Origin of the sequence: Brevibacillus gelatini, from assembly GCF_050920745.1 — a bacterium.
GTDB classification, from domain to species: Bacteria; Bacillota; Bacilli; order Brevibacillales; family Brevibacillaceae; genus Brevibacillus; species Brevibacillus gelatini.
Map to the genome: position 1 here is coordinate 3250139 of NZ_CP154342.1, position 23620 is coordinate 3273758.

The window sequence follows — 23620 nt, forward strand, 5'->3', positions numbered from 1 at the left end:
GCGGTTTCGATTTTCCTTTCCTTTTTTTATTGTTCGCGCTGGCAAAATCCGCTCAAAAACGACAGCATGACATGAACAGCCGTCTTGACGGTTGCCTCTGCGCGGTCCTTGTACGGGTCCAGACATACGATGTCCATCGCCTTGACCTTGGGATGCAACCCTGCCGCGTAGACGGCTTCAAACAGCTCGTCACTGTGCATGCCTCCGGGCGTGGAAGCCGGGACCCCAGGGCCGTAGCTGCAATCGAGCACATCCATGTCCACGGTCAAATAGATCATATCCACCTGTTGCGAGAGCTGCTCCAACGCTTCCTGTACGGTGCGAGCCACCCCTTTTTGCCGCGCCTGACGAAGCGTCGTATAGCGCACGCCAGTCTCGTCAGCGTACGCCTTGAGCGAACGGGCGTTGAAAAAGCCGTGCAACCCGATGTTGTGCACATCCTGCGCGAGAATTGTCCCGCTCTCGATCAGATTGCGGATCGGCGTGCCGTTCGAGGGACCGTTATCTGCCAGATCGCGCAAGTCAAAATGAGTGTCCAATTGCAAAATGCCTACCCGCTCGTCAGGATGGACGTCCTTGTAGCCTTTGACAAGCATCGCCGTGATCGAATGATCGCCGCCCATCATCACAGGCATAAGTTGCGGATGGTGCGTGCGCATATGCACCATCGCTTCCCGGATGTTGCGGTGGCACTGGGCGATGTCTGTCACATGCTGCCTGACATCGCCCAGGTCGACGACACGAAGCGGCTGCAAGTCCACGTCGTGGTCGAGGTTGTAGGTCGTAAAATACTTCCACGCCCGCCGCATCGCATCCGGGTTTTCACTCGCAGCCGAAGCCGAGATGGACGAACGCGACAGCGGCACACCAAGCAGCGCCACGTCGTAGTCGCTCCAGTTGGTGCTGTCCGCGGTCGCCGGATCGAGCGTCGTGATCCACTCGCTTACTTTTGGCTCGGCAGGCGCTGCGCTGCGGTCCCAGGAAAAGCTCGGCGGCTTGAGAATCGGGTACGGGTACCCTGCTGTCATACGAGTCTCCCTCCCGCGACGACCACTGTCCCTTTTTTGATGACCGTGTCTACGTGATTGACGCCGTAACGATATTGCAAGGTCATGAAGTCCGGCACGTCAAAAATGGTGATGTCCGCTTTTTTCCCGACCTCGATGCTGCCGATCTCGTGTGCGCGGCGAATGGCGTGCGCCGCGTTGATCGTTGCGGCCGTCAACACCTCGGCCGGAGTCATTCCCATTTTCAGGCAGCCGAGATTCATTATCAGCGGCAACGAGACGGTCGGCGAGGAGCCAGGGTTGCAGTCGGTCGAGAGCGCGACCGCCACGCCGCGGTCAATCATTTTGCGCCCGTTCGCTGACTCTGCCATCAGGAAAAAGGCCGTGCCTGGCAACAGCACCGCAATCACGCCTGCCTCGGCCATCAGCTCGATCCCGCGGTCGGAGGCGCGCAGCAGATGATCGGCAGATACAGCGCCGAGTGAAGCCGCAAGCTCCGCTCCCTCATACGGCTCGATTTCATCCGCGTGGATTTTCGGCAGCAGGCCGTGGCGCATCCCGGCTTCGAGAATGCGGCGCGACTGCTCGGGCGTAAAGACGCCGCGCTCGCAAAACACATCGTTGAAAACAGCCAGCTTGCGGCGCGCAACCTCGGGAATCATTTGCTCAATGACCAAATCGACAAACGCATCCGGCGCGTCCTTGTACTCGCGGGGAACCGCATGTGCGCCCATGAACGTGCTGACGAGATCGACCGGATGCTCTTCATCCAGCTTTTTTGCTACTTCCAGCTGCTTGAGTTCGTCCTCCAGCGTAAGGCCGTAGCCGCTCTTGGCTTCGACTGTCGTCACCCCGTGCAGCAAAAACTGGTCGAGCCGCCGCTTGCTCTCCGCATACAGCTGCTCGTGTGTCGCCTGTCTCGTCGCCGCTGTCGTCGCGTGGATGCCGCCGCCGCTGTTCATGATTTCCATGTACGTCGCGCCGTTCAGACGCATGTTGAACTCATTTTGCCGGGAACCCGCATGCACGAGATGCGTATGCGGGTCGATCAAGCCTGGCGTGACCAGCTTGCCCCAAGCGTCGATAATGACCGCTTCGTGCGCCCGCTCGCGGTAGAGGCTCGCCAGTTCGTCGTCGGTGCCGACACGCTCGATCACGCCGTTTTCCAGCCAGACACTGCCGTCCTCGATAATCGACAGCTCGTTCATCCGGACTCCTGTCACCGGAGCAGAAGACCCGCCAGCCAGCGTGACGAGCTGGCTGGCATGGCGAATCCATACTGGTTTGTTCATCGCTTTTTACTCCTTCAACATCGGGATCTTGACGCCTTTTTCCTTCGCCGTGCGAATCGCCAGCTCGTAGCCTGCATCTGCATGGCGCACAATGCCCATCCCCGGATCGGTTGTCAGGACGCGCTCCAGGCGGCGGGCAGCTTCCGGTGTCCCGTCTGCCACGATGACCATTCCGGCATGCAACGAGTAGCCCATGCCAACGCCGCCGCCGTGATGGACAGATACCCAGCTCGCGCCGCCCACCGCATTTATCATCGCATTCAGGATCGGCCAGTCGGCTACCGCGTCACTGCCGTCCTTCATCGCTTCCGTTTCCCGGTTTGGCGAGGCGACGGAGCCGGAGTCGAGGTGGTCGCGCCCGATGACGATGGGCGCTTTCAGCTCCCCGCGCGCCACCATGTCGTTGATGATCTGGCCAAACCGCGCGCGCTCGCCGTAGCCCAGCCAGCAAATGCGGGACGGCAGCCCCTGGAACTGAATGCGCTCCTGCGCCATGCGAATCCAGTTGCACAGATGCGTATTGTAGGAAAACTCGCGGAGGATCACTTCGTCAGTCTTGTAGATGTCCTCGGGATCGCCGGACAGCGCCACCCAGCGGAACGGCCCTTTCCCCTCGCAAAATTGCGGACGGATATAGGCGGGCACAAAGCCAGGGAAGCGGAACGCCTCCTCGACACCTTCGTCTTTCGCCACCTGTCTGATGTTGTTGCCGTAGTCAAAGGTGACGGCTCCTTTTTCCTGCATCGCCAGCATGGCGCGAACGTGATTGGCGATGCTCGCCTTGGAGCGTCGCTCATACTCCTGTGGATCGCGTGTGCGCAGCTCTGCCGCCGCTTCGAGACTCATGCCTTCCGGGATGTAGCCGTTGAGCGGATCGTGCGAAGAAGTCTGGTCGGTCAGCACGTCCGGGATGAAATTACGGGCCAGCATCGCGTTCAGCACTTCCGGGGCATTGCCAAGCAGCCCGATCGAAATGCCTTTTTTCTCCCGCTTGGCCGTCTCCGCCATCTGGATCGCTTCGTCGAGGCTCTCTGTCATCACATCGAGGTAGCGCGTGTCCAATCTGCGCTGGATGCGGCTGCGGTCTACCTCGATGTTGATGCTCACGCCGCCGTTGAGCGATACGGCCAAAGGCTGTGCGCCACCCATGCCGCCGAGTCCGGCCGTGACCGTAATCGTGCCTGCGAGCGTGCCTGCAAAGTGCTGGCGGGCAAGCTCCGCAAACGTCTCATACGTCCCTTGCACAATCCCCTGGCTGCCGATGTAAATCCAGCTTCCGGCGGTCATTTGCCCGTACATCATCAAGCCTTTTTTGTCCAGCTCGTGGAAGTGCTCCCAGTTGGCCCACGCTGGCACCAGGTTGGAGTTTGCGAGCAGCACGCGCGGCGCATCGGTATGCGACTTGAACACCGCGACCGGCTTGCCCGACTGGATCAGCAGCGTCTCGTCGTTCTCCAATGTTTGCAATGTTTTGACAATCGCATCAAAACATTCCCAGTTGCGCGCCGCTTTCCCGATTCCCCCGTACACGACCAAGTCTTCTGTGCGCTCTGCCACATCAGGGTTCAGGTTGTTCAACAGCATGCGCAGCGCCGCTTCCTGCACCCAGCCTTTTGCATGCAGCTCCGTGCCCGAATATGCCTTTATCATCTGTTCAATGGATTGTGTCGTTGCCATCCAATATCCACCTGCTTTTTTGTAGAATGTGCATCTCCTGGTTTTATTGTAAAAGCGCCGGAAAACACAAAAAAGGCACCTTGCTTTCGATTTGGTGCCTCTTCTTTCGATTGCTGAAGACAAAACAGCGGGAATTTTCGAAAAAACTCTCTTTTCTTTCGATTTCTATCTTTTCTTTTGATTTCGTAACAAACGTGGAGTTGTCCCCGTCTTTTCCTTAAAAATTTTACGAAAGTAATTGGCATTGACGAACCCGCTGCGCTCCGCCACCTCCTGTACGGACAGGGCAGTTTCCAGAAGCAGCCGCTGGGCCTCCTTCACCCGCATCGCCGTCAGCACCTGCCGGAAGGAACTGCCCTGCTTTTGCGCAAACAGTGTGCTGAAATACGCCGGACTGCGATCGACATGCCGGGCGACGTCCTCCAGGCGCAGCGCCGGGTCGGTATAGCGCCCTTCCATGTAGCGCAGCGCCCGCTCGATCACATCTGCCCTGATTTCATCGTTTCGGCTGTTGGCGGCATCGAGCAGTTGGTTGATGAACAACAGCAGTTCCGTCACGATGCGGTACAAAATCGGCGCATACAGGATCGTCTCGAATACGCGGTGGTACTCCTTTTCCAAAAAGGCGCTGTCCAGCCCGTGCGACTTCATGTAGCGTCTAACCTGGGCCAAAATGCTCGTCAGCCGGATGCGCAATAGCCCCGGCTCGGGGTACGGCTCGTCCTTGTAGAAAAAATGCCCATACAGCCACTGTTTGATCTGCTCGCGATTGCCGCTGTGCAGCATGTCGACCCACGTCCGCTGCTCGGCAGGCGTCAGGAACGGGTCAAGCATCGTCCAGTTCACCCTGCCGTCCACCATGCTCACCTGCCGATAGCCTTTGAAAAAGCGCAACTGCAGGGCCTCACTTGCCTGCTCGTATTTTTGCTGCAAGCTCTGCCTGGCATCTTCCGCCTTGTAGATGACGAGAAAAAGCGGAGCGTCGCTCGTCGCCTCCCAGTCCATCAACAGGCGCTTGGCAAATGAGTGCCACTGCGACCAGGAAAGCGAGCTTTCCGCCGGAAATACAGCGACAACAGCGTCACCTGTCGGCAGCAGCACAGGCTCGTCGCGAAACGGATAGTCCGCGAAAAAACGCAGCAGCTCCGGGTGTCTTTTCGCGTCTTCCAGCTGGGCGAGCATGACCTTATGGCCGCCCAGAGGCGAGTGCCCCGGCAAAAACAAATCGAGATGGGAAATCTCTTTGCGCAGTCCCTGGATGCTCCCCGTCTGTGCATCCAGCCGCGCATCCCCCGCCCGTTCCCGACAAGAGCGGGTCAAAACGCGCCGGATGTACTCCGGCGTTTGCGGCTTCAGCCACAGATCGCGCGCAGACAGCTCGATTCCTTGCATCGCCCGCTCGAACGTCGCTTCCGAGGTGGTGACGAGCACCGTCGGCCGATACTGGGCAACGAGCAGCTTCAGCCGCTCCCAGTGCGCCTTGTCAATCATGTCCAGCTCGATGCAGACAACCTGCGGCGTATGTGCTTCCATCACCTGAAACAGCTCGGCCATCGTCCCTGCGCTGTACACCTGGTCATACGGGATCGCGCAGCTTGAGACGAGCCAGCTGATCCCTGCCCGCTCTGTCGGGTCTCGGTCCGCAATCAGCAAACTGGGCATCTGCAGCACTCCTTTTTTTGCAAACAAAGGTTGCCCTCTCGCGGACAACCTTTGCTTTTTGCTCTATTCCTCTGATTTGAACGGATTTTCGATCATCGTGCCCATGATGTGGTCGAGCGGGATAAAGCCGATGTCGCGGGAGTCCGTGCTGTGGTTACGGTTGTCTCCCATGACGAAAATGTGGTTTTCCGGCACCTTCCATTTGCCGTCAGCCGCGTATTGCATCGTTTCCTTGATATACGGTTCGTCAAGCGGTTCGCCGTTGCGGTAAACCCGGTTGTTTTTAAACTCCAGCACGTCGCCCGGTCTGCCGATGACGCGTTTGACGTACATCGAATGGTCGTCTGCTGTGCCCGTCAACAGCGCCACCAATGGATGGCTGACCACATCGTCCAGGAAGGACCGTTCACGCTCCACCCGACTGTCGATCACGACGATCTCGCCGTAGTCCGGCAAGTACGAAAACGTCCGCGACAGCTTGGACACGTATATGCGCTGCTGATCCTGCAAGGTAGGGTCCATGGAATGGCCCTCAACCTTGTATGGCTGGAACACGAAGATTCCAAGGAGCAGAGCAAATACGGCTGCGTAAACAATCGAACGAATCCATCCCATGATCTCTTTCACTGTGCGATGCCACTCCTCTCTTGCTTCTTCGTTCCCCCTTCTCTACCTTTCATCATACCATAAAATTCGGTCAATCCAAAAAGCCGGTCCCGTCATGGGCCGGCTGTGCGAAAAGCCAGATGGCAGAAAAGAGCGCCGGAGGAATCAGGACAGCCCGTACTCCCGCACTTTTCGAAACAGCGTAGCCCGGCTAATGCCAAGCAGCGTCGCCGCCTCCTCTTTGCGGCCGTTTCGCTTGTGCACCTCCTGCAACGCCCGGGCAATCGCGGAGCGCTCCAGCTCTTTGAGCGTAACGATTGGCTTTTGCCCGACCTCACCACCGTTTTTTGGCCAAGCTTTCTCCGTGGCAACGGCCGCCTGAAACTGCATCATCTGAGCGGGCAAGCTTCCGACCTGCACCCAGGCCGTCGTCTCCATATTGACAGCGTACTCGATCACGTTCGCCAATTCGCGGACATTGCCCGGCCACTCGTGGCAAAAGAGCAAGGACTGCGTGTCCTGGGAAAAACCACAGATTGTTTTGCCCAGCTTTTTCGCATACGTCGCCAAAAAGTCGTTTGCCAGCGGCAAAATATCCTCCCGCCGCTCGCGCAAGGAGGGCAAGCGAATCGGGATGACGTGCAGACGGTAGTACAAATCGAGGCGAAACAGTCCGGCCGCAACCCTCTCCTGCAAATCGAGATGCGTCGCCGCGATAATTCGGGCTTCGACCGGAACCGTTTTGCCGCTGCTTCCGAGCCGCTGCAGCTCTTTTTCCTGCAAAACCCGCAACAGCTTCCCCTGCAAATGCAAAGGCAAGTCCCCGATCTCGTCCAAAAACAGCGTTCCTTTGCCCGCTGCTTCGAACACGCCAGGCTTTCCGCCTTTTCGCGCTCCGGTAAACGTCCCGTCCTCGTAGCCGAACAGCTCGCTCTCCATCAAATGCTCCGGGATGGCAGCGCAGTTGATGGACAAAAGCGGGTGGTGGCGGCGCGGGCTGGCCTGGTGAATCGCTCGCGCAAACATCTCTTTACCCGTGCCGCTCTCGCCTTGCAGCAATATCGTCGAATCGCTAGCCGCCACTGTTCGCGCAATCGTTTTCGCCTGGACAATCGCCGGGCTGCTGCCGGAAATCGCCGCAAATGCATCGTCCGTTTCAGCAGTCGTCACCCGTCTCGCCATCTCGACGACCTCCTGCACATCGTCCAGCGTAATGACCCATTCCTTGATCGTATCATCCAGTTGAATCGGCCGAATGGCGAACAAAAACGACTTGGGTACGCCACCCACCGTCAGCACGACCTGCTTCGGCGCGTGTTGTGTGGCGTCTGCCTGCCTGATCGCAGCAATCCACTTCGCCGCCTGGCTATCGTCCTCGTCCAGTTGCAAATAGTGGCGGGCGCGCTGATTTGCCTGCAGGATCCGATTTTCCTGATCGATCAACAGCATGGCTTTGTCCATTTCATCCATGACGACGCGCAGCTTTTCCGCAACGAGCTGCTGCTCCTTGTACATGATGTGTTCTTTCAGCTTCGTCGCAATCAACTCGGCCATTTTTTGCAAAAAGGCGAGAATGGCGTCGACATCGGCAAACAGCCGCTCCCGCTGCTCCCCGTCAAAAGCGAGCAGCCCGATTACGCCTACATTTTGCCCGTCGAGCTGAATCGGACAGCATATCTCCCCCGTCTCCGCACAAACTCCGTAGTGCATACAGGGACGGCACCGCGCATCCTCGCCTGGACGCGTAATGACGACAGGCTCTCCGGAAACGAGCGACGCCCGGTACACGTGGTCTTCGCCCGCCATCGTCCGCAGCACGCCCGATTCGCTCTTGCCTGTCCCGGCAATCCGCAAAAAATCTTTGTCGGCGATCTCCACTTCCACGCGCAACACGGCAGCGACCGCCCATGCTATTTTTTGTACACTGTCCTGAATCTCGCGCAAAGACATTGGACTTCCTCCTCGTCTCTTCCTGTCTTCATTATAGCTGTCGACGGGAGGGGTCGGGCGCTTAATCCTTGCAAAAATCGCAGATCGTCTGGGCCAAAATATGGCTCATGTCGACCAGACTGTCTATCTCGACGTATTCTGCAGCCGCGTGCAAACCTGCCCCAACCGGGCCAAACAGGACGGTCGGTATCCCGGCTGCTTGCAGCAGAGCCGCGTCCGTCCACCCGGAGAAACCGCAAATGCCAGGAGATGTCCCCATCCGCTGCTTGCAAGCAGCTTGTAACGCGAGAAAAATCGGCTCGTCCTGTGACACTTCAAACGGCTCTCGCCAAAACGTCAGCTCCGCGCTCGCCCGAAACTGCTCGTCTGCTGTGCGAAGCCTTTCCAGCAGCGTTTCCGTCTCGCGCGCCACCTCCGCCTCCGTTTCTCCCGGCAGCGTCCGCCGCTCCCAGTCGATGCGACAGTAGTCAGGGTACGTGGACAGTTCGGTTCCCCCCTGAATCAGCGAGGCGTGGACAGAGGCCGTCCCGAGAATGGGATGCGCGGATTGTTGAGCGAGCGTCTGCGACAGCTTTTCCAGCTCACAGAGTACCCGGCCCGCGTGCACGATTGCATCAATTCCCTCATTGGGCCTGCTTCCGTGCGCTGCCTTGCCCAGGACCTCGCATTTGACCCAGGCAAAGCCCCTGTGCACAACGCCAATTTGCAGGTCGGACGGCTCGCAGCAAATCGCGGCATCCGCCGAATACGACTGCACCAGCGCCTCGGTGCCGATGCTCTTGAACTCTTCGTCAGCCACAAAGGTGAGGATGACATCGCCCGCAAGCGGAACTTTCGCCGCGGCAACCGCTTCTACTGCCACGATCATCGCGCCCAGGCTTCCTTTCATATCCTGGCTGCCCCGGCCGTATATTTTTCCGTCGGCAATCGTCGGCTCAAAAGGCGGGATCGACATCCGCTTTGCACTAACCGTATCCATGTGCCCGTTCAGCATCAGCGACTTGCCGCCTCCCGTCCCGCGCAAAATTGCCACGACATTGCACGCCGTCTCGTTGAGCGGAATCAATTCTACCTCAAGCCCGCTTGCTGCGAGCCTTTGGGCGATAAAGCGGGCAACCGCCACCTCGCCGGGACCGTCCGGGTCCAGGTACGGATTGACCGAATCGATGCGAATCAACTCCTGCACCAGTTGCACAAGCTCTTCTCGATTGACCGTCACCTTCATCGTTTCTGCCTCCTTTTTTTCACTGCCCATCGGCATCCGCCCATGCGCCTTCCCACACAATCCGCTGATACGAAGCGCGGTCCGTGTCTCCCTCGGTACTGAAACACAGCACGACAGACTCTTCGTTCAAGCCGAGCTGCTTTGCCAGCGCCCGATGTTCGCTTTTTCGCATCAGTGCCGCCAACAGCCCGACGCCAACAGCCCCGCTCTCTCCGCTCACGATTTGCGGATCACCGCCGTCAGGAGCGGCCAGCATCCGCATCCCGTTTGCCGCGATGAAGTCGGGACAACTGACAAAAAAGTCGGCATGGTCGCGCAAAATGTCCCAGGCAAGCGGGTTTGGTTCGCCACACGCGAGGCCAGCCATCATCGTGCGCAGCTCGCCCGACGCCACTTGCGGCTGTCCGTCCTCCGCTGCCGCTGACAGCACCATGCAGTTTGCCGCGTGCGGCTCGACAATGACGGTGACCAGCTCGTCTGCGACCGCCTCTGCGACGAAATGTCCGAGCACAGCCGCCGCCATCGAGCCGACTCCAGCCTGCAAGAACAGGTGCGTCGGCTTTTTGTCCGGCAACTGCCTGGCCAGCTGCTCCCTCGCTTCGGCTGCCATCGTCACATACCCTTGCATAATCCACGCGGGAATCGTCGTGTAGCCATCCCAGGCCGTATCTTGCACAACCTGCCAGCCGCGCTCCCGGGCTGTTTTTTCCGAGAGCCGCACCGCCTCATCGTAGTTGCCGTTGATGACGTGCACCTGCGCGCCAAGGGAGCGAATCGCCTCGACCCGTTCTGCTGTCGAGCCTTTTGGCATGTAAACGACCGCGCGCTGTCCCAGTTCCCGCGCCGCCCAGGCAACCGCCCTGCCGTGATTGCCATCGGTCGCGGTGACAAAGGTCACTTCTCCGATCTGTCTTCTCGTCTCTTCTGCGCACAGAGCGGCGAAGCTCATCTCCTCTGGCGTCCAGCCCAGCTTTGTGGCCAAACAGCGCGCGATCGCATAGGAAGCTCCCAATACTTTGAAGGCATTTAGCCCAAAGCGCCACGACTCGTCTTTCACGTACAGGTGGCCGATGCCCAGCTCGCGCGCGAGGTCCGGCAGCGGGACGAGCGGCGTCGGGGCATATACTGGACAAGAGGCGTGAAAGTCGCGCGCAGGCCGGGTTTCTTCTGCGGACAAAAAGGCAGGGATTGCCTGGCGCTCGGCTTGTAAGCCGCGCTTCTTTCGTGTGTTTGCCACTGCTTGTATCGTTTTTTCTGCTGACATGGGCGGTTTCCTCCTTATTGCTTGCTTTTGTTGTTATGGTTGACTCGTTTAATTGCAAGGAGTGTGCCAATGTGACAAAGGGTATGAAAATAGACAGTTTGGCGATTGGATCGGCCTGTCTTGTCCTTTTTGTGCAAAATCTCAGTATCAAAAAGAGATAATTACAGAATCATTTTGAGACTTTCTGCATCAAATTGAGACTATTTAATGAAAAGACTTGGCTGCCATCCTCCCTTCGTTCGATACGAGTTTTATCTATATAAAAAACGCCGCCCGCACCTTCACTCCCAAAGGAATGAACCGGCGCAGGCAGCGCTCTCCGTCATTTTGTTTTGTCTGAAAGGCAAGCCGCTACTGCAAGCTATCCGTAAACGGTGCAAAAGGGAGGAAGCCTGTTACTCGCCAGACATAGCAATACTGCCTCGCTGCCAACAACTCCCGTCCTCCCTGCCTCGTTCACTTTCTCCCAACAAGAACCGTAAACTCGACAGAAATCTCTCTGTCCACAAGCTCATACGCCTTTGCCAACTGCTGCGGTTCGGCCCCCCACGTCAGCGGCGTCATCCGAATCAGCGCCGCCAGGTTCTGCTGATCCAGCCGGAACGAATACGCCACCTGCTCGCAGTCAAGCAGCGAAAAGCTGGTCGCGAAGCGCTCGATTGTCGCTGCATTGGAATACGTCCGGTTGCCCGGCTGCATATAAAGGTGCTCGCGCAGTTCCTGCAAGTAACGCTCGCCGGGAACAACCTTGATGACAAGCCCGTCATTTTTGAGCATTCGCGCAAACTCCCGCGTGTTGGATGGCGACAGCACATTCAGGATGACCGCAAAGCTCCTGTCGGCAATCGGAGCATTGGCCAAATCGCCGACGCACCAGAGCAAACCGGGATGCGCTTTGGCTGCGAGCGCAATGCCCGCTTTGGACAGATCGACACCCGCGCCGACGAACTCGACTGGATGCCGCTTGCTTACCTCTTCGCGAATGCGCGCCAGGTGCGAGCCTTCGCCACACCCGGCATCCAGCACGCAAAACGGCTCGTCGCCGATCGCCGCATACTCCGCGAGCTTCTGGCTGACAGCGTCGTGCAGCGGAGAGAAAAAGCCGTTTGCGGCCATTGTTCTTCTCGCGTCAAACATCTCTCGCTCGTACTTCGAGCGGTAGCCCGCATTCGCCAGGTGCACATAGCCGTGTCTCGACACGTCAAAGCAATGGCGGCTGGCGCATACAAGGCTGGCTGTACTGTCTGTATGGATGAGCACAAGCGTCCCGTGGCAAACCGGGCATCTAAGCATCCCGCTATGCCGGGCCAACAGTTCAGCCTGTCGCTCTTTTCTGGTTGGAAACATAAAAAAAGCACCCCATTCATTCGTATCGGTGAATGAAAAAAGGCACAGTCAAATAAACCCCGGCTCTCCTTTTGCAAAAACGAGCGGGATCAGGCCAGACTGTACCTTTTCTTACCGATAGCGAATGAATTGAGGGCTCATAGTCATAGTGGGCGACACTCCTGTCAACATGTTCACGAGGGCTTTTCCCCTCGCGTTCATTATACAACAGACCAGTCAAGACCGCCGCTCTTTTTTACATGCCCTCCCCCGTCAGCCGACTGCTGTTGATGAGCATGACCTGATCGTATTTCAGCATGATCGTTCCTGCTTCGTAATCTCCCACATTCGGCTTGCCAGGCTCTTTGCGCAGGTTGCGAAACAGCGCAGCGACAACATTCACACCGCTTTCATGGGCGTGGGGATAGCCGCCGCCAAACCGCGGATTGATTTCGGAGATCACGTACTGGTCCCCGAGCAAAAAGCAGTCGATGTCGAACGGCCCACGAAGCGGCAGGACGGAGACGAGCGACCTCACCAGCGACGTCAGCCGCTCGTCCCGAATTGCCAGCGAGCGGTCTGTCTCGCCCGCCCGCATGCGGATTTTTTTGCGCGTAAACAAAGCCGTCAGTTCCCCTGTAACGAGATCGACATAGCCGTCCACGCCGTATTCCTCTCCCTGCAAAAACGGCTGGACAATCAGTTCCTCTGCCTTTTGCGCGAGCGCGGCAAGCTCCGTCTCTTTTTCCATACGGACAAGCCCCAGGCTGGCGCTGCCCTTGCGCGGCTTGGCCAACAACGGATAGGCAAGCTCTCCTGCGGTGAGCGCAGCTTGCGCCTCTTCCAGCGTGTAGGTAGGAACGCACGGAAGCTCGTGGGCGCGCAAAAAATCGTGGGTCGCCTTTTTGTCGAGACACAGATTGACCACGTCCAGACCTGAGACGACCGCCTGCACACCGAGCCGCGAAAACCGCTCGGCATGGGCGGCAAGCAGCCCAAGCTCGGGGTCGATCAGGGAGAGCACCGCCTTGATGTCATAGCGCAGGCAAATTTCCTCCAGCGCCCGCACATACGCCGGGTCGTCAATGCGCGGGACGATCTGCCTGTGATGGGCGGCGAACAGCGCAGGGGCGGTCGGTTCGCAATCGGCCGCGATAATTTTTCCGGCACCGCCCCACTCCCGGACGAAATACTCGATCAGCTTGACCCTGCGGCCTACACTCGTCAGCAGCACATTCATCTACGCGTATCCTCCTGCTTGCCAGCCTGGAATTGAAAATTCATAGAGCGACTCTGGTAAAAACTCCGCCAGCGTCTCTTTACGCCTCGCGACGACGACATCGCGGCCTGCCTTGGCCAGTACAGGCGGCCGCTCGCGAATAAACGGCGGGTTGAACACGAGCGTATACGCTCCCGTATGCCCGAACACGAGAAAATCTCCCGGCTCCGGCACGATTCCGTGAAAGCCTTGCAGCAAGTAGTCTTTTTCCATGCACGTATATCCCACAACATGATACGTTCCTTCCCACGCTTTGCGGTTACGGGTCACGACGCTGGCCGGAAGCTGGTGTGCGTGCATCGTTGGCTTGATATTGTGGACACTGCCGTCTACGAGCACAAAACGCTCGCCGCGGTTTTCCTTGACATCCACGACCTGGCAGATGAACTCGACCGCATCGGCGACAAGCGAGATGCCCGGCTCCAGGATGAGCAGCGGCAGGCTTCTTTCTCCCAGTGCTTCCTTGAGTGTGGAAGTAATGGCAGAAGCGTAATCGTCAAAGCTCGGGACGCCGACCATCCCGAACGTGGCAGGCAACTCGCCGTAAAACCCGCCCCCGATGTCAAGGAATTCAAGCTGCTCGCCGAGATGCGCTTTCGCCAGACGGCACAGCTTGCGGGCAATTTGCCGGTACACTCCCACACTGCGATTCGTGGAAAAATGCCCGTGCAAGCCCGTAACCCGCACATTTGGCACGGCAGCCAGACACTCCAGCGCCTGCGCAAAGCTGCCGTTTTCCACACAAAAGCCGAAGCGGCTCACCTCATAGCCGTTTTGCAGCGGACTGACGCCGCCGCGCGTCAAATCGAAATTGACGCGCAGGCCGACGCGGACCGTCTGTTCGGGATGCTGTCTGGCGTAGGCGAGCACAGGGGCAATTTCTGAAAACGAGTCGAGATTGACCAGGCTGCCCAGCTCCAAAGCGAGGCGGATGTCTTCGGCCGTCTTCAGCGGCCCGTTGAAAATGATCGCGGTCGGCTCGACGCCCAGTTTCAGCGCAAGATCGTATTCCAGCCTGGAGACGACCTCCGCCCGTGCTCCCAGTCGATGCAGGCATTGGCACACATACGGCAAGTAGTTCGTCTTGTACGAGTAGCCGACACTCACCTTTTCATAACGGCTGGAAAAAGCGCGGAAGAACCGTTCGTAATTGTCGCGAAGTCTGTCTGGATCGAGCAAAAAGAACGACGACTGGCAACGCTCTCTCCACGCGGCAAGCTGCTCATAACTGTACATGGCCCAGCTCCTTTGCACGTCTTCTGCCTGTCAGGCACTGTCTGATGGTGGAAATGACCCGCTCCTGCTGCTGCTCGCTTAGGCTGGAGCCGGAAGGAAGGCAGACTCCCCTCGCGAACAGCTCGTCAGAGACGCTCTGCTCCGGCAAATGCGGGTAATAGCGGCAGCGGGCAAAAAGCGGCTGGCGATGCATCGGCTTCCAGACGGGGCGCGCCTCGATGTTTGCCTGCTCCAGCGCGTCAATCAGTTGTCCTGCCGTAACCCCGGCCTGCTCTGGATCAATCGTCAGCGCCGTCAGCCAGCGCGTCGCCCTCCCTGTAGGCGAAATTGGCATGAACGAGATGCCGGGAAGCTGCTGCAGCGCCGCTTCATAGCGCTGATAGACGCGCTGCCGTGCTGCGATGCGCTCCTCCAGCACCCGCAGCTGCCCTCTGCCGACTGCCGCCAGCAAATTGCTCAGGCGATAGTTGTAGCCCATCTGCTCATGCTCGTAGTGGTGCACCCGCTCGCGGGCCTGCGTCGCCCAAAACCGCGCCCGCTCCAGTGCCTCCAGATCATCCGAGACGAGCATCCCCCCGCCGGAGGTCGTAATAATTTTATTGCCATTGAACGAAAACGCAGCAAATTGCCCGAGTGAGCCGCTCATTCGCCCTTTGTAATCGGCCCCGAGCGATTCCGCAGCATCTTCTACCACCGTCACCCCGTACTGCTCGCACAGCGCAAGCAGCGGGCCCATGTCGGCAGTTTGTCCGTACAAGTGGACGATGACGACCGCTTTGGGCAGCTTCTTTTGCCGTGCCGCATCCTGCAAGGCCCGCTCCAGCGCGACAGGCGACATGTTCCAGGTCGCTTCCTCCGAGTCGATAAAAACCGGAGTCGCCCCCAGGTACAAAATCGGGTTGGCACTCGCCACAAACGTCAGGCTGGAACAAAAAACGGTATCGCCCGGCCCAACTCCCGCAAGCCTCAGACCGAGATGGAGCGCCGCCGTACCGGAGGAGACGGCAAGCGCCCCCTTCACCCCGACATAGCGGGCCAGTTCCTGCTCAAACGCATCGACGTGTTCTCCGAGCGGCGCAATCCAGTTGGACGCAAAAGCGCTCGCGAGCAGTTCCTGCTCTTCTGTCCCCATGTGCGGCGGCGACAAATAAATGCGCGATGTTTCTCCCATCGTTACCCTCCCTGCGCCCGGTAGGCCGGAAAAAAAGACTCGTCCCCCGCGCGATCTGCCTTTGTTTTTTCACATAGCACCCGGTAAGCCTGTTCGTCGTGAACCTTTTTGCCCATCCAGTACGGAGCATGATTGGTTTTGGAAAACGACGCCTTGAAGCGGAACAAGCCGTCCCCGTCGCGATTGCCGCCGCCGAGCAGCAAATACGCAAGCCCGTCCTCCTTGGCCCGCTGAATCATGGCATCGAACAGCAGATGGTTGATCCCGAGCGGCATGTCCGCCTTGTGCGAAGCCCCGAGCTGGTAGTGGGCATAGCGCCTTCCGCAGAGCATGATCGCGCCTGCCACAGCCATGCCCTCGTGCACAGCGAGCAGGAGACGCGGCTTGCACAACGCGGTTTCTTTCATGAGTCCTGTAAAAAATTCAGTGTCATAGTAATAGGCTGGTCCGGCAAAGTTTCGCTCCATCGTCTCCCGGTACAGTTGCATGAACGCCCGCAAGCCGTCTTCGCTGCTCTCTTCCACGATGCTCACCTCGTTGGCGACCGCTTTTTTCATGTTGCGCCTGACGTTTTTGCTGTATTGCGCGCGAATTTGCGCAAGCGGCGGCCGGACATCGACAGCAACGGTCGTCCGCACCAGATCCAGCCGCATCAGCCCGCGAAACAGCTCGGCGTTTTTTTCCAGCGGATGAAAGCGCACCGTTTCCGTCACGTAGTTTTTGCTGCGGCAATAAGCGGAAAACTGTGCGGAAAACGCCTCTACGCCTGTCGTCATGGGAGAGAGGCACGGACCGCCGTACCCGATGGAGACAATATCCGCATACCCCGGAAGGAGTGCGTCAAGGGAGCGGACCAGGTAGGGATAAAAAATCCGGCTGTCCCCTTGGGAAAAAAACACCGCCTCCGGCACGCCCCCCTCCCTTTCGGCGTAAAGGCTTACGTATTCTTTTGCATAGGAAATGTCTGCATGCGCGAAATGCCGCAAACAAGCAGTCCAGTCATCCTGATTCGTAAGCACGATCAAACTCACGCATTTCCCTCCTGGCAAGCTCCGCCTGTTTTGCTCCCGGTGAATTTTTCCATCGTGACGCATCCTTCGTGACTGATTCCCGTTTTTTGCAAAACTCGTTTGATCGTCAGCAGCAAAATTTTCAGGTCGAGCCAAAAGTTGTGATTTTCCACGTACCAGATGTCCAGCTCGAATTTTTGCTCCCAGGTGAGCGCGTTTCTTCCGTTGACCTGCGCCCAGCCCGTAATGCCCGGCAGCACCTCGTGCCGCTTCATCTGCCGGGGCGTGTAGAGCGGCAAGTATTCCATGAGCAAGGGCCGGGGGCCAACCAGGCTCAAATCGCCTCGCAGCACATTCCACAGTTGCGGCAACTCATCCAGGCTGTACTTTCTCAGCATCATGCCAAACGGAGTCAGCCTTTGCTCATCCGGTAGCAGTTGTCCCGATGCGTCGCACTGATTGGTCATCGTGCGAAATTTATAAATGAAAAAAGGTTTTCCGTACCGTCCCGGCCGCTCCTGGACGAACAAGACAGGGGCGCCCAGCTTGCAGCGAATGAGAATCGACAGCAGGAGTAATAGAGGCGATAAGACGATTAACAGGATAAAAGCGACCAGGCGATCAAACAGAAACTTCATGCCGTCCCTCCATTTGCTTGGTCCAACGCACAGCCGCTTCCTCCATGCTCAGACTCTGCATCCCGTACTGGCTGCGCAGCTTCGCATAATATTGAAGCAACTGCTCCAGAACCCGAAGATTTTCCGCGAGGTGGCTGCCGAAGTTTTCCGGGTGCCACCACAGATGGTACAGTCGGCGGTTTTTGGCTGCATAAAGCAGATCGCGCTGAAGCCTTTTAAGCCGGATGCTTTCCAGCCAGCGCAGCCGCGGCGAATACGGCCGCAAAAATCGGCTCGCCGGAACATCGACCAGCCCTTCCTGGCTTGTGGAAAGCGTCTCGTACGCGTGATGCCCGCTCAGATTGACGTAGGCGTCGACAAGGCGCAACGCCCGTTTGAGCAAGATGTTTTGCGCGGATGAACCCGCCTTGTACATCCACGACCGCTCGTTCCCGCGATACGCGGTGAACCCGTGCTTTTTGCAGACAGCCAGATAGGAGGGGGTAAACTGATTGCGCGGAAAGACGATACTGGTCGGGGCGTACCCTTTCTTGCGCGCCACTTTTTTGAAAGCGGCCAAATCTTCGGAAAACGTTCGGGCGGTTTGCCCCGGCTCCAGGCAGTAGTAGTGGGAGTGAGTGTGGCTGCCGATGTACTGGTGCGGGCAGGAGGAAATCAGCCGGATCAGCGAAAGGGCGTAGTGATACGGGTCCACCTGCTCGCGCGCGCCAAGCGCTCCCGACAGCACGTAGCGATACGGCGACAGGTTCGGATCGGCGTAGTCCGGCAGTTCGTTCGGCAGCGTGCCGATCAGTTCCTCGCGCGTCTCGCAGAACAAGAAGCCTACCGTCGCCCAGGTGGCGTGAATCTCGTACTTGTGAAACAGCTCCAGTATGGCCGGGATCACCTGACGAGCCCCCTGCAAGTTTTGTTCGCAGTCGGAGAGCGTCCTTTTGTCGCGAACGCCCCAATACAGCTCGAAATCAAGGGATATGACCAATGCTCCTGTTGTGCCCAAGCCGTTCGTCAACCTCCTTTTCCGTGCAGAGCGGCTCTGTTCTGGCAGCGAGCAGTGTTGCAAACAGCTCGGCCTGCCTTGCGAGTACATGTTGCTCGTTAAAATGCTTCTCCGCCAGATAGCGGCTGTTTTGTCCGTACGCTTCCCTCAGCCGCGAATCGCAGGCGAGCTTTTTCAGCGCCTTGTACAAATGTTCGGACTGCTTCGGCTCCACCAAAATCCCGTTTACCCCGTCCGTCACCTCTTCGCGGCAGCCGCGTATGTTCGTGGCGACAATCGGTTTGCCCATCGCCATCGCTTCGATAATCGAGCGGGGCAAGCCTTCGCGATGCGAAGGCAGGACGAAGATGTCGCTTGCGGCGAGCAGTTGCGGGATGTCGCGGCGAAAGCCTGTCAGGACGATCTGTGGATGTTCCCGGCATTGCTGCTGCAGCATCTGGCCGCGCTGATCCCGTTCACTGGCCGATACGTCCCCCACCAGCAAAAGCCGCACGCGGGCCGACTCTCGCGCCAGTCGGGAAAAAGCCTCCACCAGCTCGAAAATCCCTTTTTCGCCAACCATTCGTCCCACGTAGACAATAACCAGATCTTCCGCACCGATGCCAAGCGCCGCACGTACCTCCATCGCTTCCTCCGGCGACACCGCCTGCGGATGAAACCGCTGCTCGACATCCACCCCGTTGCCAAGGTGCATGATGCGCTCCGGGGGCAAAAAGCCGTCCCGCACGCTCAGTTCGTAGTCCTCCCTGCTCTGCAAGAGCAAATAGTCTGTCAAATGCTTCGCGAACCACTTTTCCAGGGCGTAGTACAGCCGATATTCACCTGGGCGCATGCCATCGTGAAAATAATAGCCGTGCGCCGTGTAGACGACCGGACTGACCCCCGCAAGCCTCGCTGCCACCCGGCCCAGCACAGCCGCAACCGGAGTGTGGACGTGCACGGCGTCGTAGCGCTCCCGTTTCATCAGCCGATACAGCGCCCATATCGAGCGCAGGTTGGAGAGCGGCTCGATTTTTCGCTTGATCGCAATCGGCCAGAGGATGAGCCTCTTGGCCCGCAGTGCCGGAAAACGCCCGGTGTCTGTGCACGCCGTATGCACTTCATGGCCTTCCTCCGCCAGCTTTTGGATGAGCGGCAAGAGCAGACTTTCCACCGTTTGGTCGATTGCGCATATTTGCAAAATTTTTCCCATGCAAGTCACCGCCATTTTTGATTGAGTCAGCACTCATCCCGGCTGTCACACAATAGAGCGCCAGCAATATCCAGAAAAACGTCTCGCGGATTCCGTTGTGCGTCAAACCGTACACGATTTGAAAAAAGAGCGGATACCAGGAGTAGAACCGATGCCCGCGCACCCCGGCATACAAGAGCAGAAAAAACAACAGCGTACCCACAATGCCATACGAGAAAAACAGATTGGCGACCGTGGAGTGCAATTCGAGGGCGATGCTGCTGTCAAACCGTTCGTACTGCCCCTCGCCTGCCCCGAAAACCATGTACTCGGGGTGGTTGACGATCCGGTCGTAGCCCCTCGACGCCAGGTTGTCGTCAGAATCCTCTCCCAGCGTTTCCAGCCGTTCCTTGACTTGCGTGTAAATCGTCGCATTGTGCAGCACGTTTTCATTCGTGTACAAAGAGAGGCAAAAGAGCAGGAAAAAGCAGGCCAGCACGCAGACGACGTTTTTCCAGAACAGCCCTGTCCGCTCCTTCCATGAAACGAACAGAAAGACCGCATACATCAAGAGCGCACTCACAATCGCTGCCTTGGACAGGGACGCGGCGATCACGCTTAGTGAGCAGCCGATTACCACGAACAAATAGATGGCTCGGACGGGAAAGAACCGCGCACCAAAAAGGCAAATCCCCAGGCAGAGCAGGCCGAAATACCCGAGCTGGTTCGGATTGTTGAAAAACAGCGACTGGCGGAAATCATGCTCCCCAGGCGCCAGCCCGAGCAGGAGCGCAAGCGTCTGCACCGCGAGCGAGCAGGCGACAGACCAGAACAGCCACTGCACATATTCGCGCGGCTCGCTCTGGCACAGGACGACGACAGTCAGCAGGACGGCTCCGTTGTACAAGTACCATTTCGTCGACTCGAACACTTCCATTTCACCGCCGAGCGCAATCGCCCACAGGCCGTTGACCAGCAAAATATCGTACAAAAACGCCAGGGTCAGCAGGACGAAAAACAAATATTTGCGCTGCAACTGGTTGACGCGAAACAAAAAGGTGTAGGCAATCAAAAGCAGCATGATGAAATCCGCTATTTGCGGGTTTCCGCTCGGGAAGAGGTAGAAGGGCTTCAGGAGTACGTAGAGGAACAGCAGAACCTTGTCCAGCGAAAGCTTCACGTTGCCCATCCTCACATGTGGGCCAGATGATTCGTGAAATGAAGAATCCGCCTGTAATCCTCCCATGTATCTACCTCTGCCCAAAACAGCCCCGACGGAATTTGCGCCACGTGCACGTCTCTTTCGCCCAAAAAGGAGTACAGCACGTTTTCCCACCATAAATCGTGCTGCCGCTCACAGATCAGCCTTTGCAGACGTTCCTGGAAAATCGGCAGAAACCCCTCGTGCAGCCGGGCGATGCCGATGTATTCGCCTGTCGTCTCTTCCAGCGACAGCTCTTTTCCGTGCTTGTGCAGCAGGCCGTGTGCATAGCCGAATTTGTAGTCGCCCTCCGCCCTGCGCGAAGGGTCCGCGAACATGACCGGACTTCTCGTCTCCTGGAGTACGACGTCCAGCACTTTTTCCTCAAAATACACATCCGCGTTGAACAACAGGCAGTCGCTGCCCGTGAGAAATTCGCGGGCAAACCAGAGCGAGGCGATACTGTTCGTGCGGTCGTAAAACGGGTTGTGGAAAAAGCGAATGTTTTCGCTGCCAAGCAAACTGGTGATGACATGAGCGCGATACCCGACCACAATCGCGATCTCGTCGATGCCTTTTCGCTTCAACTCCGCAATTGTATTCTCGATCAACGCCTTGTTCCCGATGTCAACCGTGCACTTGGGAATCCCGTCAATTTTCCCGCTAATCCGCGAGCCGAGTCCCGCCGCCATGAGCAGAGCCTTCATCTGCTCTCCCCTCCCTCTTGCCTTGATGCCATGACATATTTGACGTTCAGCTTCAGCTTGTAAAGCGCTCTGAGGAGTCCCACCAGCAAGTGATAGGCCGTCCACACATCCAGAAACTGATGCTGGCCGCTGATCGCCCACATCACTGCCGCAATCAGCACCCCGCTCTGGAAGCCAGTCTGGGTGAGAAACAAAAAGACTCCGGCATCGACCCACTTGCTGCGCTTGCGCATGGAGACGGTTTCTTGCGAGATTTTCCCCTTGCCAAAGGCGAGATCCGAGCCATTTGTCGCCAAAATTTCCGTAAAAATCGTAAACAAAATCAAATAGATCAAATAAGGCCCGAGCGTCGGCTGGCTTTTGGCGACCCCGTAGATCACCGCAAACGATACGAGATAAAGCGAGTAGTTCAGCCCAATATCAAGCCAGACGCCGCCCCTGCTGCTTTGATTTTTCATGCGGGCAACTTCCCCGTCCACACAGTCAGCGAGATAGCACATTTGATAGCAAAAACAGCCGATCAAAAAGGCAGCCGCCGATCCGTACATGAAGGCGGCAGCAGCGATCAGCCCGACAACGATTCCCGCAATCGTAATCGCATTCGGCGAGACTCGCTGCTTTTTCGCCAAATACAGGCTCAAGTAAATGGAAATGCGCCTGGAGAAATAGTACGACCAAAATTCCTCGCGAGCCCATGGCTTTTGCACCTGAATCCGGTAATTCCGAATCTTCTCGCTGTCCCAAAACATGCTCGGATACAAGTCTTCTTTCACCGTATGCCACCTTCTTCATGACCTCGTCTTCGTTGCAAGACGGAATTTTTTTCAGGGAAGAACGGAATATACCACGTGCGAAACCCGAAATAGCGATAAGCCCAATACGAAGCGCAAATATCCCGGCAGCTTAGACTGATCGCGGTGGCGATAGCTGCTCCCGTAATGCCGAGCCAGGGGATCAACAGGCCGTTTCCGCAAAGGTTCAGCAAGGCAGAAAAAACGAGAATATTGCGCGATGTCTTCTGATGGCCAGTCATCGTCAAGAGCGGGATCACGCTGCCCGAGGAAAAGTTGATGAACTGTCCCAGACAGAGGATGACCAGGACGAGACTGCTTGCGGCGAATGAATCGCCAAACAGCGCGAGCAGCGGTGCGGCGAAGATGGCGACGAGCAAATTGAGCGGTGCAGACGCGAAGAAAATGAGCCGATTGGCAAATGCGATCATTTTCCGCAGCCCGTCCAGATCGCCGCGGGCGTACATCTCCGAAAACTTCGGCGAAAGCATCGTGTTGATCGAAATGAGCGCGAAGTTCGTCACCATCGAAAGCCGAAGGACGACACTGTACACCCCGACCGTCTCGGCATTTGTAAAAATCCCCAGCATAATCGTGTCCGTCCAGCTCATCACCAATTCCATCGAGGCGCTCAAATACATCGGAAGCGCCAGCGTACAAAGCGAGCGGAAGCTGATGGCCGCACCAGCCTCCTGCTCCAGCGGCTGGTCGCCCGCCCGCATGTCCCTGGACAGAAAATGCCACTTGCCCATGCCGTACAACGTGTTGAGGATGACGGCGGCTGCGAACAGGCCGATCAGAAGCTGCAAGGTCGGAGTGAACAAAGGCAGGGCGACAAGCAGAAACAGGAGGTGCAAAAAGCGCATGCCGACAGTGTCGACGATCACGGATGCGGTCACGCGGTGCAGCGCGCGAAAAGCCGAGGCGTACAGTCTGCCGAGCGAGACGAACGGCAGCATCCAGGCGATGACCCGCAGTGTCCCGGCCGGCAGTTCTCCGGCAAACACGAGGTGGGAGATGTGCTCCGCAAACAAATGGAACAGCACGGACAGCAGCAGGGAAGGCCAAAACGTCCACAGCGCCACTTTGCCAAACAGCTGCCGAACCTTCGCCAGCGCTCCCTGCGCGCGGTACTCGGCCAGCAGACGGAGCATCGCCGTGTCGGTGCCAAACAGCGCCAGCACCATTCCGATATTGAGCAGGGTGATCGCAAGCGAATAAACACCCAGATTGCCGGCCCCGTATTCCCTGGCAATAAACAGTTGCAGCGTGTAGAGCAACACGAAGCCGAACAACCGCAGCAAAAACGTAATCAGAGAACCGTGCAGCACTTCGCGTACATCCCGGTTGCCGCACACTTTGGCCAGTTGCTTGTGCCACCCGAGCTTGAGGGCGTTCATCGGCGCTAGT

The 23620-nt window shown here is 57.8% G+C and carries 20 protein-coding genes; all 20 read right to left on the bottom strand.

What is annotated here, in order from left to right:
• Window positions 1-26: 26 nt before the first annotated feature.
• Entirely contained in the window at window positions 27-1028 is a 1002-nt protein-coding gene (locus AAFJ72_RS15810; RefSeq protein ID WP_432774658.1) for an agmatinase family protein, read from the bottom strand.
• Window positions 1025-2299, bottom strand: coding sequence for an imidazolonepropionase (gene hutI / locus AAFJ72_RS15815; RefSeq protein ID WP_432774660.1), 1275 nt, complete (start codon window positions 2297-2299; stop codon window positions 1025-1027). Before hutI ends, AAFJ72_RS15810 begins: the two co-directional genes overlap by 4 nt.
• 6 nt (window positions 2300-2305) lie before the next feature.
• On the bottom strand, window positions 2306-3976 hold the full coding sequence (hutU, locus tag AAFJ72_RS15820; RefSeq protein ID WP_432774661.1) for a urocanate hydratase: 1671 nt from the start codon (window positions 3974-3976) through the stop codon (window positions 2306-2308).
• 165 nt (window positions 3977-4141) lie between these two features.
• Window positions 4142-5638: a helix-turn-helix domain-containing protein gene (locus AAFJ72_RS15825; protein ID WP_432774662.1), complete on the bottom strand. Its 1497-nt coding sequence runs from the start codon at window positions 5636-5638 to the stop codon at window positions 4142-4144.
• Between the two features lie 63 nt (window positions 5639-5701).
• Complete coding sequence (gene lepB / locus AAFJ72_RS15830) at window positions 5702-6265, bottom strand: signal peptidase I (protein WP_432774663.1); 564 nt, start codon at window positions 6263-6265, stop codon at window positions 5702-5704.
• A gap of 144 nt (window positions 6266-6409) precedes the next feature.
• Window positions 6410-8194 carry a sigma-54-dependent Fis family transcriptional regulator gene (locus AAFJ72_RS15835; RefSeq protein WP_432774665.1) on the bottom strand — a complete coding sequence of 595 codons (1785 nt, stop codon included), beginning with the start codon at window positions 8192-8194 and terminating at the stop codon, window positions 6410-6412.
• A gap of 61 nt (window positions 8195-8255) precedes the next feature.
• Window positions 8256-9419 (bottom strand): ArgE/DapE family deacylase, encoded by a 1164-nt coding sequence (locus AAFJ72_RS15840; protein ID WP_432774666.1) that lies wholly within the window; start codon window positions 9417-9419, stop codon window positions 8256-8258.
• A gap of 19 nt (window positions 9420-9438) precedes the next feature.
• On the bottom strand, window positions 9439-10683 hold the full coding sequence (gene dpaL, locus AAFJ72_RS15845) for a diaminopropionate ammonia-lyase (RefSeq protein WP_432774668.1): 1245 nt from the start codon (window positions 10681-10683) through the stop codon (window positions 9439-9441).
• Between the two features lie 456 nt (window positions 10684-11139).
• Complete coding sequence (locus AAFJ72_RS15850) at window positions 11140-12030, bottom strand: putative RNA methyltransferase (RefSeq protein WP_432774669.1); 891 nt, start codon at window positions 12028-12030, stop codon at window positions 11140-11142.
• Between the two features lie 235 nt (window positions 12031-12265).
• Window positions 12266-13249 carry an ATP-grasp domain-containing protein gene (locus AAFJ72_RS15855; protein ID WP_432774670.1) on the bottom strand — a complete coding sequence of 328 codons (984 nt, stop codon included), beginning with the start codon at window positions 13247-13249 and terminating at the stop codon, window positions 12266-12268.
• The gene (locus AAFJ72_RS15860; protein ID WP_432774672.1) at window positions 13250-14524 is read right to left on the bottom strand and encodes a diaminopimelate decarboxylase; all 1275 of its coding nucleotides are present in this window, start codon (window positions 14522-14524) and stop codon (window positions 13250-13252) included.
• Window positions 14511-15695 (bottom strand): DegT/DnrJ/EryC1/StrS family aminotransferase, encoded by a 1185-nt coding sequence (locus AAFJ72_RS15865; RefSeq protein WP_432774673.1) that lies wholly within the window; start codon window positions 15693-15695, stop codon window positions 14511-14513. The genes AAFJ72_RS15860 and AAFJ72_RS15865 overlap by 14 nt, the downstream gene beginning before the upstream one ends.
• Window positions 15696-15697: 2 nt before the next feature.
• Entirely contained in the window at window positions 15698-16726 is a 1029-nt protein-coding gene (locus tag AAFJ72_RS15870; protein WP_432774674.1) for a GNAT family N-acetyltransferase, read from the bottom strand.
• Window positions 16723-17343 (bottom strand): sugar transferase, encoded by a 621-nt coding sequence (locus AAFJ72_RS15875; RefSeq protein ID WP_432774675.1) that lies wholly within the window; start codon window positions 17341-17343, stop codon window positions 16723-16725. Before AAFJ72_RS15875 ends, AAFJ72_RS15870 begins: the two co-directional genes overlap by 4 nt.
• Window positions 17327-18340: a polysaccharide deacetylase family protein gene (locus AAFJ72_RS15880; RefSeq protein ID WP_432774676.1), complete on the bottom strand. Its 1014-nt coding sequence runs from the start codon at window positions 18338-18340 to the stop codon at window positions 17327-17329. Before AAFJ72_RS15880 ends, AAFJ72_RS15875 begins: the two co-directional genes overlap by 17 nt.
• A complete protein-coding gene (locus AAFJ72_RS15885) occupies window positions 18306-19532 on the bottom strand; it encodes a glycosyltransferase family 4 protein (RefSeq protein ID WP_432774678.1) in 1227 nt (408 codons plus the stop codon). Before AAFJ72_RS15885 ends, AAFJ72_RS15880 begins: the two co-directional genes overlap by 35 nt.
• Complete coding sequence (locus tag AAFJ72_RS15890) at window positions 19441-20700, bottom strand: O-antigen ligase family protein (RefSeq protein ID WP_432777206.1); 1260 nt, start codon at window positions 20698-20700, stop codon at window positions 19441-19443. Before AAFJ72_RS15890 ends, AAFJ72_RS15885 begins: the two co-directional genes overlap by 92 nt.
• 2 nt (window positions 20701-20702) lie before the next feature.
• Entirely contained in the window at window positions 20703-21419 is a 717-nt protein-coding gene (locus tag AAFJ72_RS15895) for an NTP transferase domain-containing protein (RefSeq protein ID WP_432774680.1), read from the bottom strand.
• A complete protein-coding gene (locus tag AAFJ72_RS15900; protein WP_432774682.1) occupies window positions 21416-22192 on the bottom strand; it encodes a CDP-alcohol phosphatidyltransferase family protein in 777 nt (258 codons plus the stop codon). The genes AAFJ72_RS15895 and AAFJ72_RS15900 overlap by 4 nt, the downstream gene beginning before the upstream one ends.
• Window positions 22189-23610, bottom strand: a complete 1422-nt coding sequence (locus tag AAFJ72_RS15905; protein ID WP_432774684.1) for a flippase — start codon at window positions 23608-23610, stop codon at window positions 22189-22191. Before AAFJ72_RS15905 ends, AAFJ72_RS15900 begins: the two co-directional genes overlap by 4 nt.
• Window positions 23611-23620: the final 10 nt, after the last annotated feature.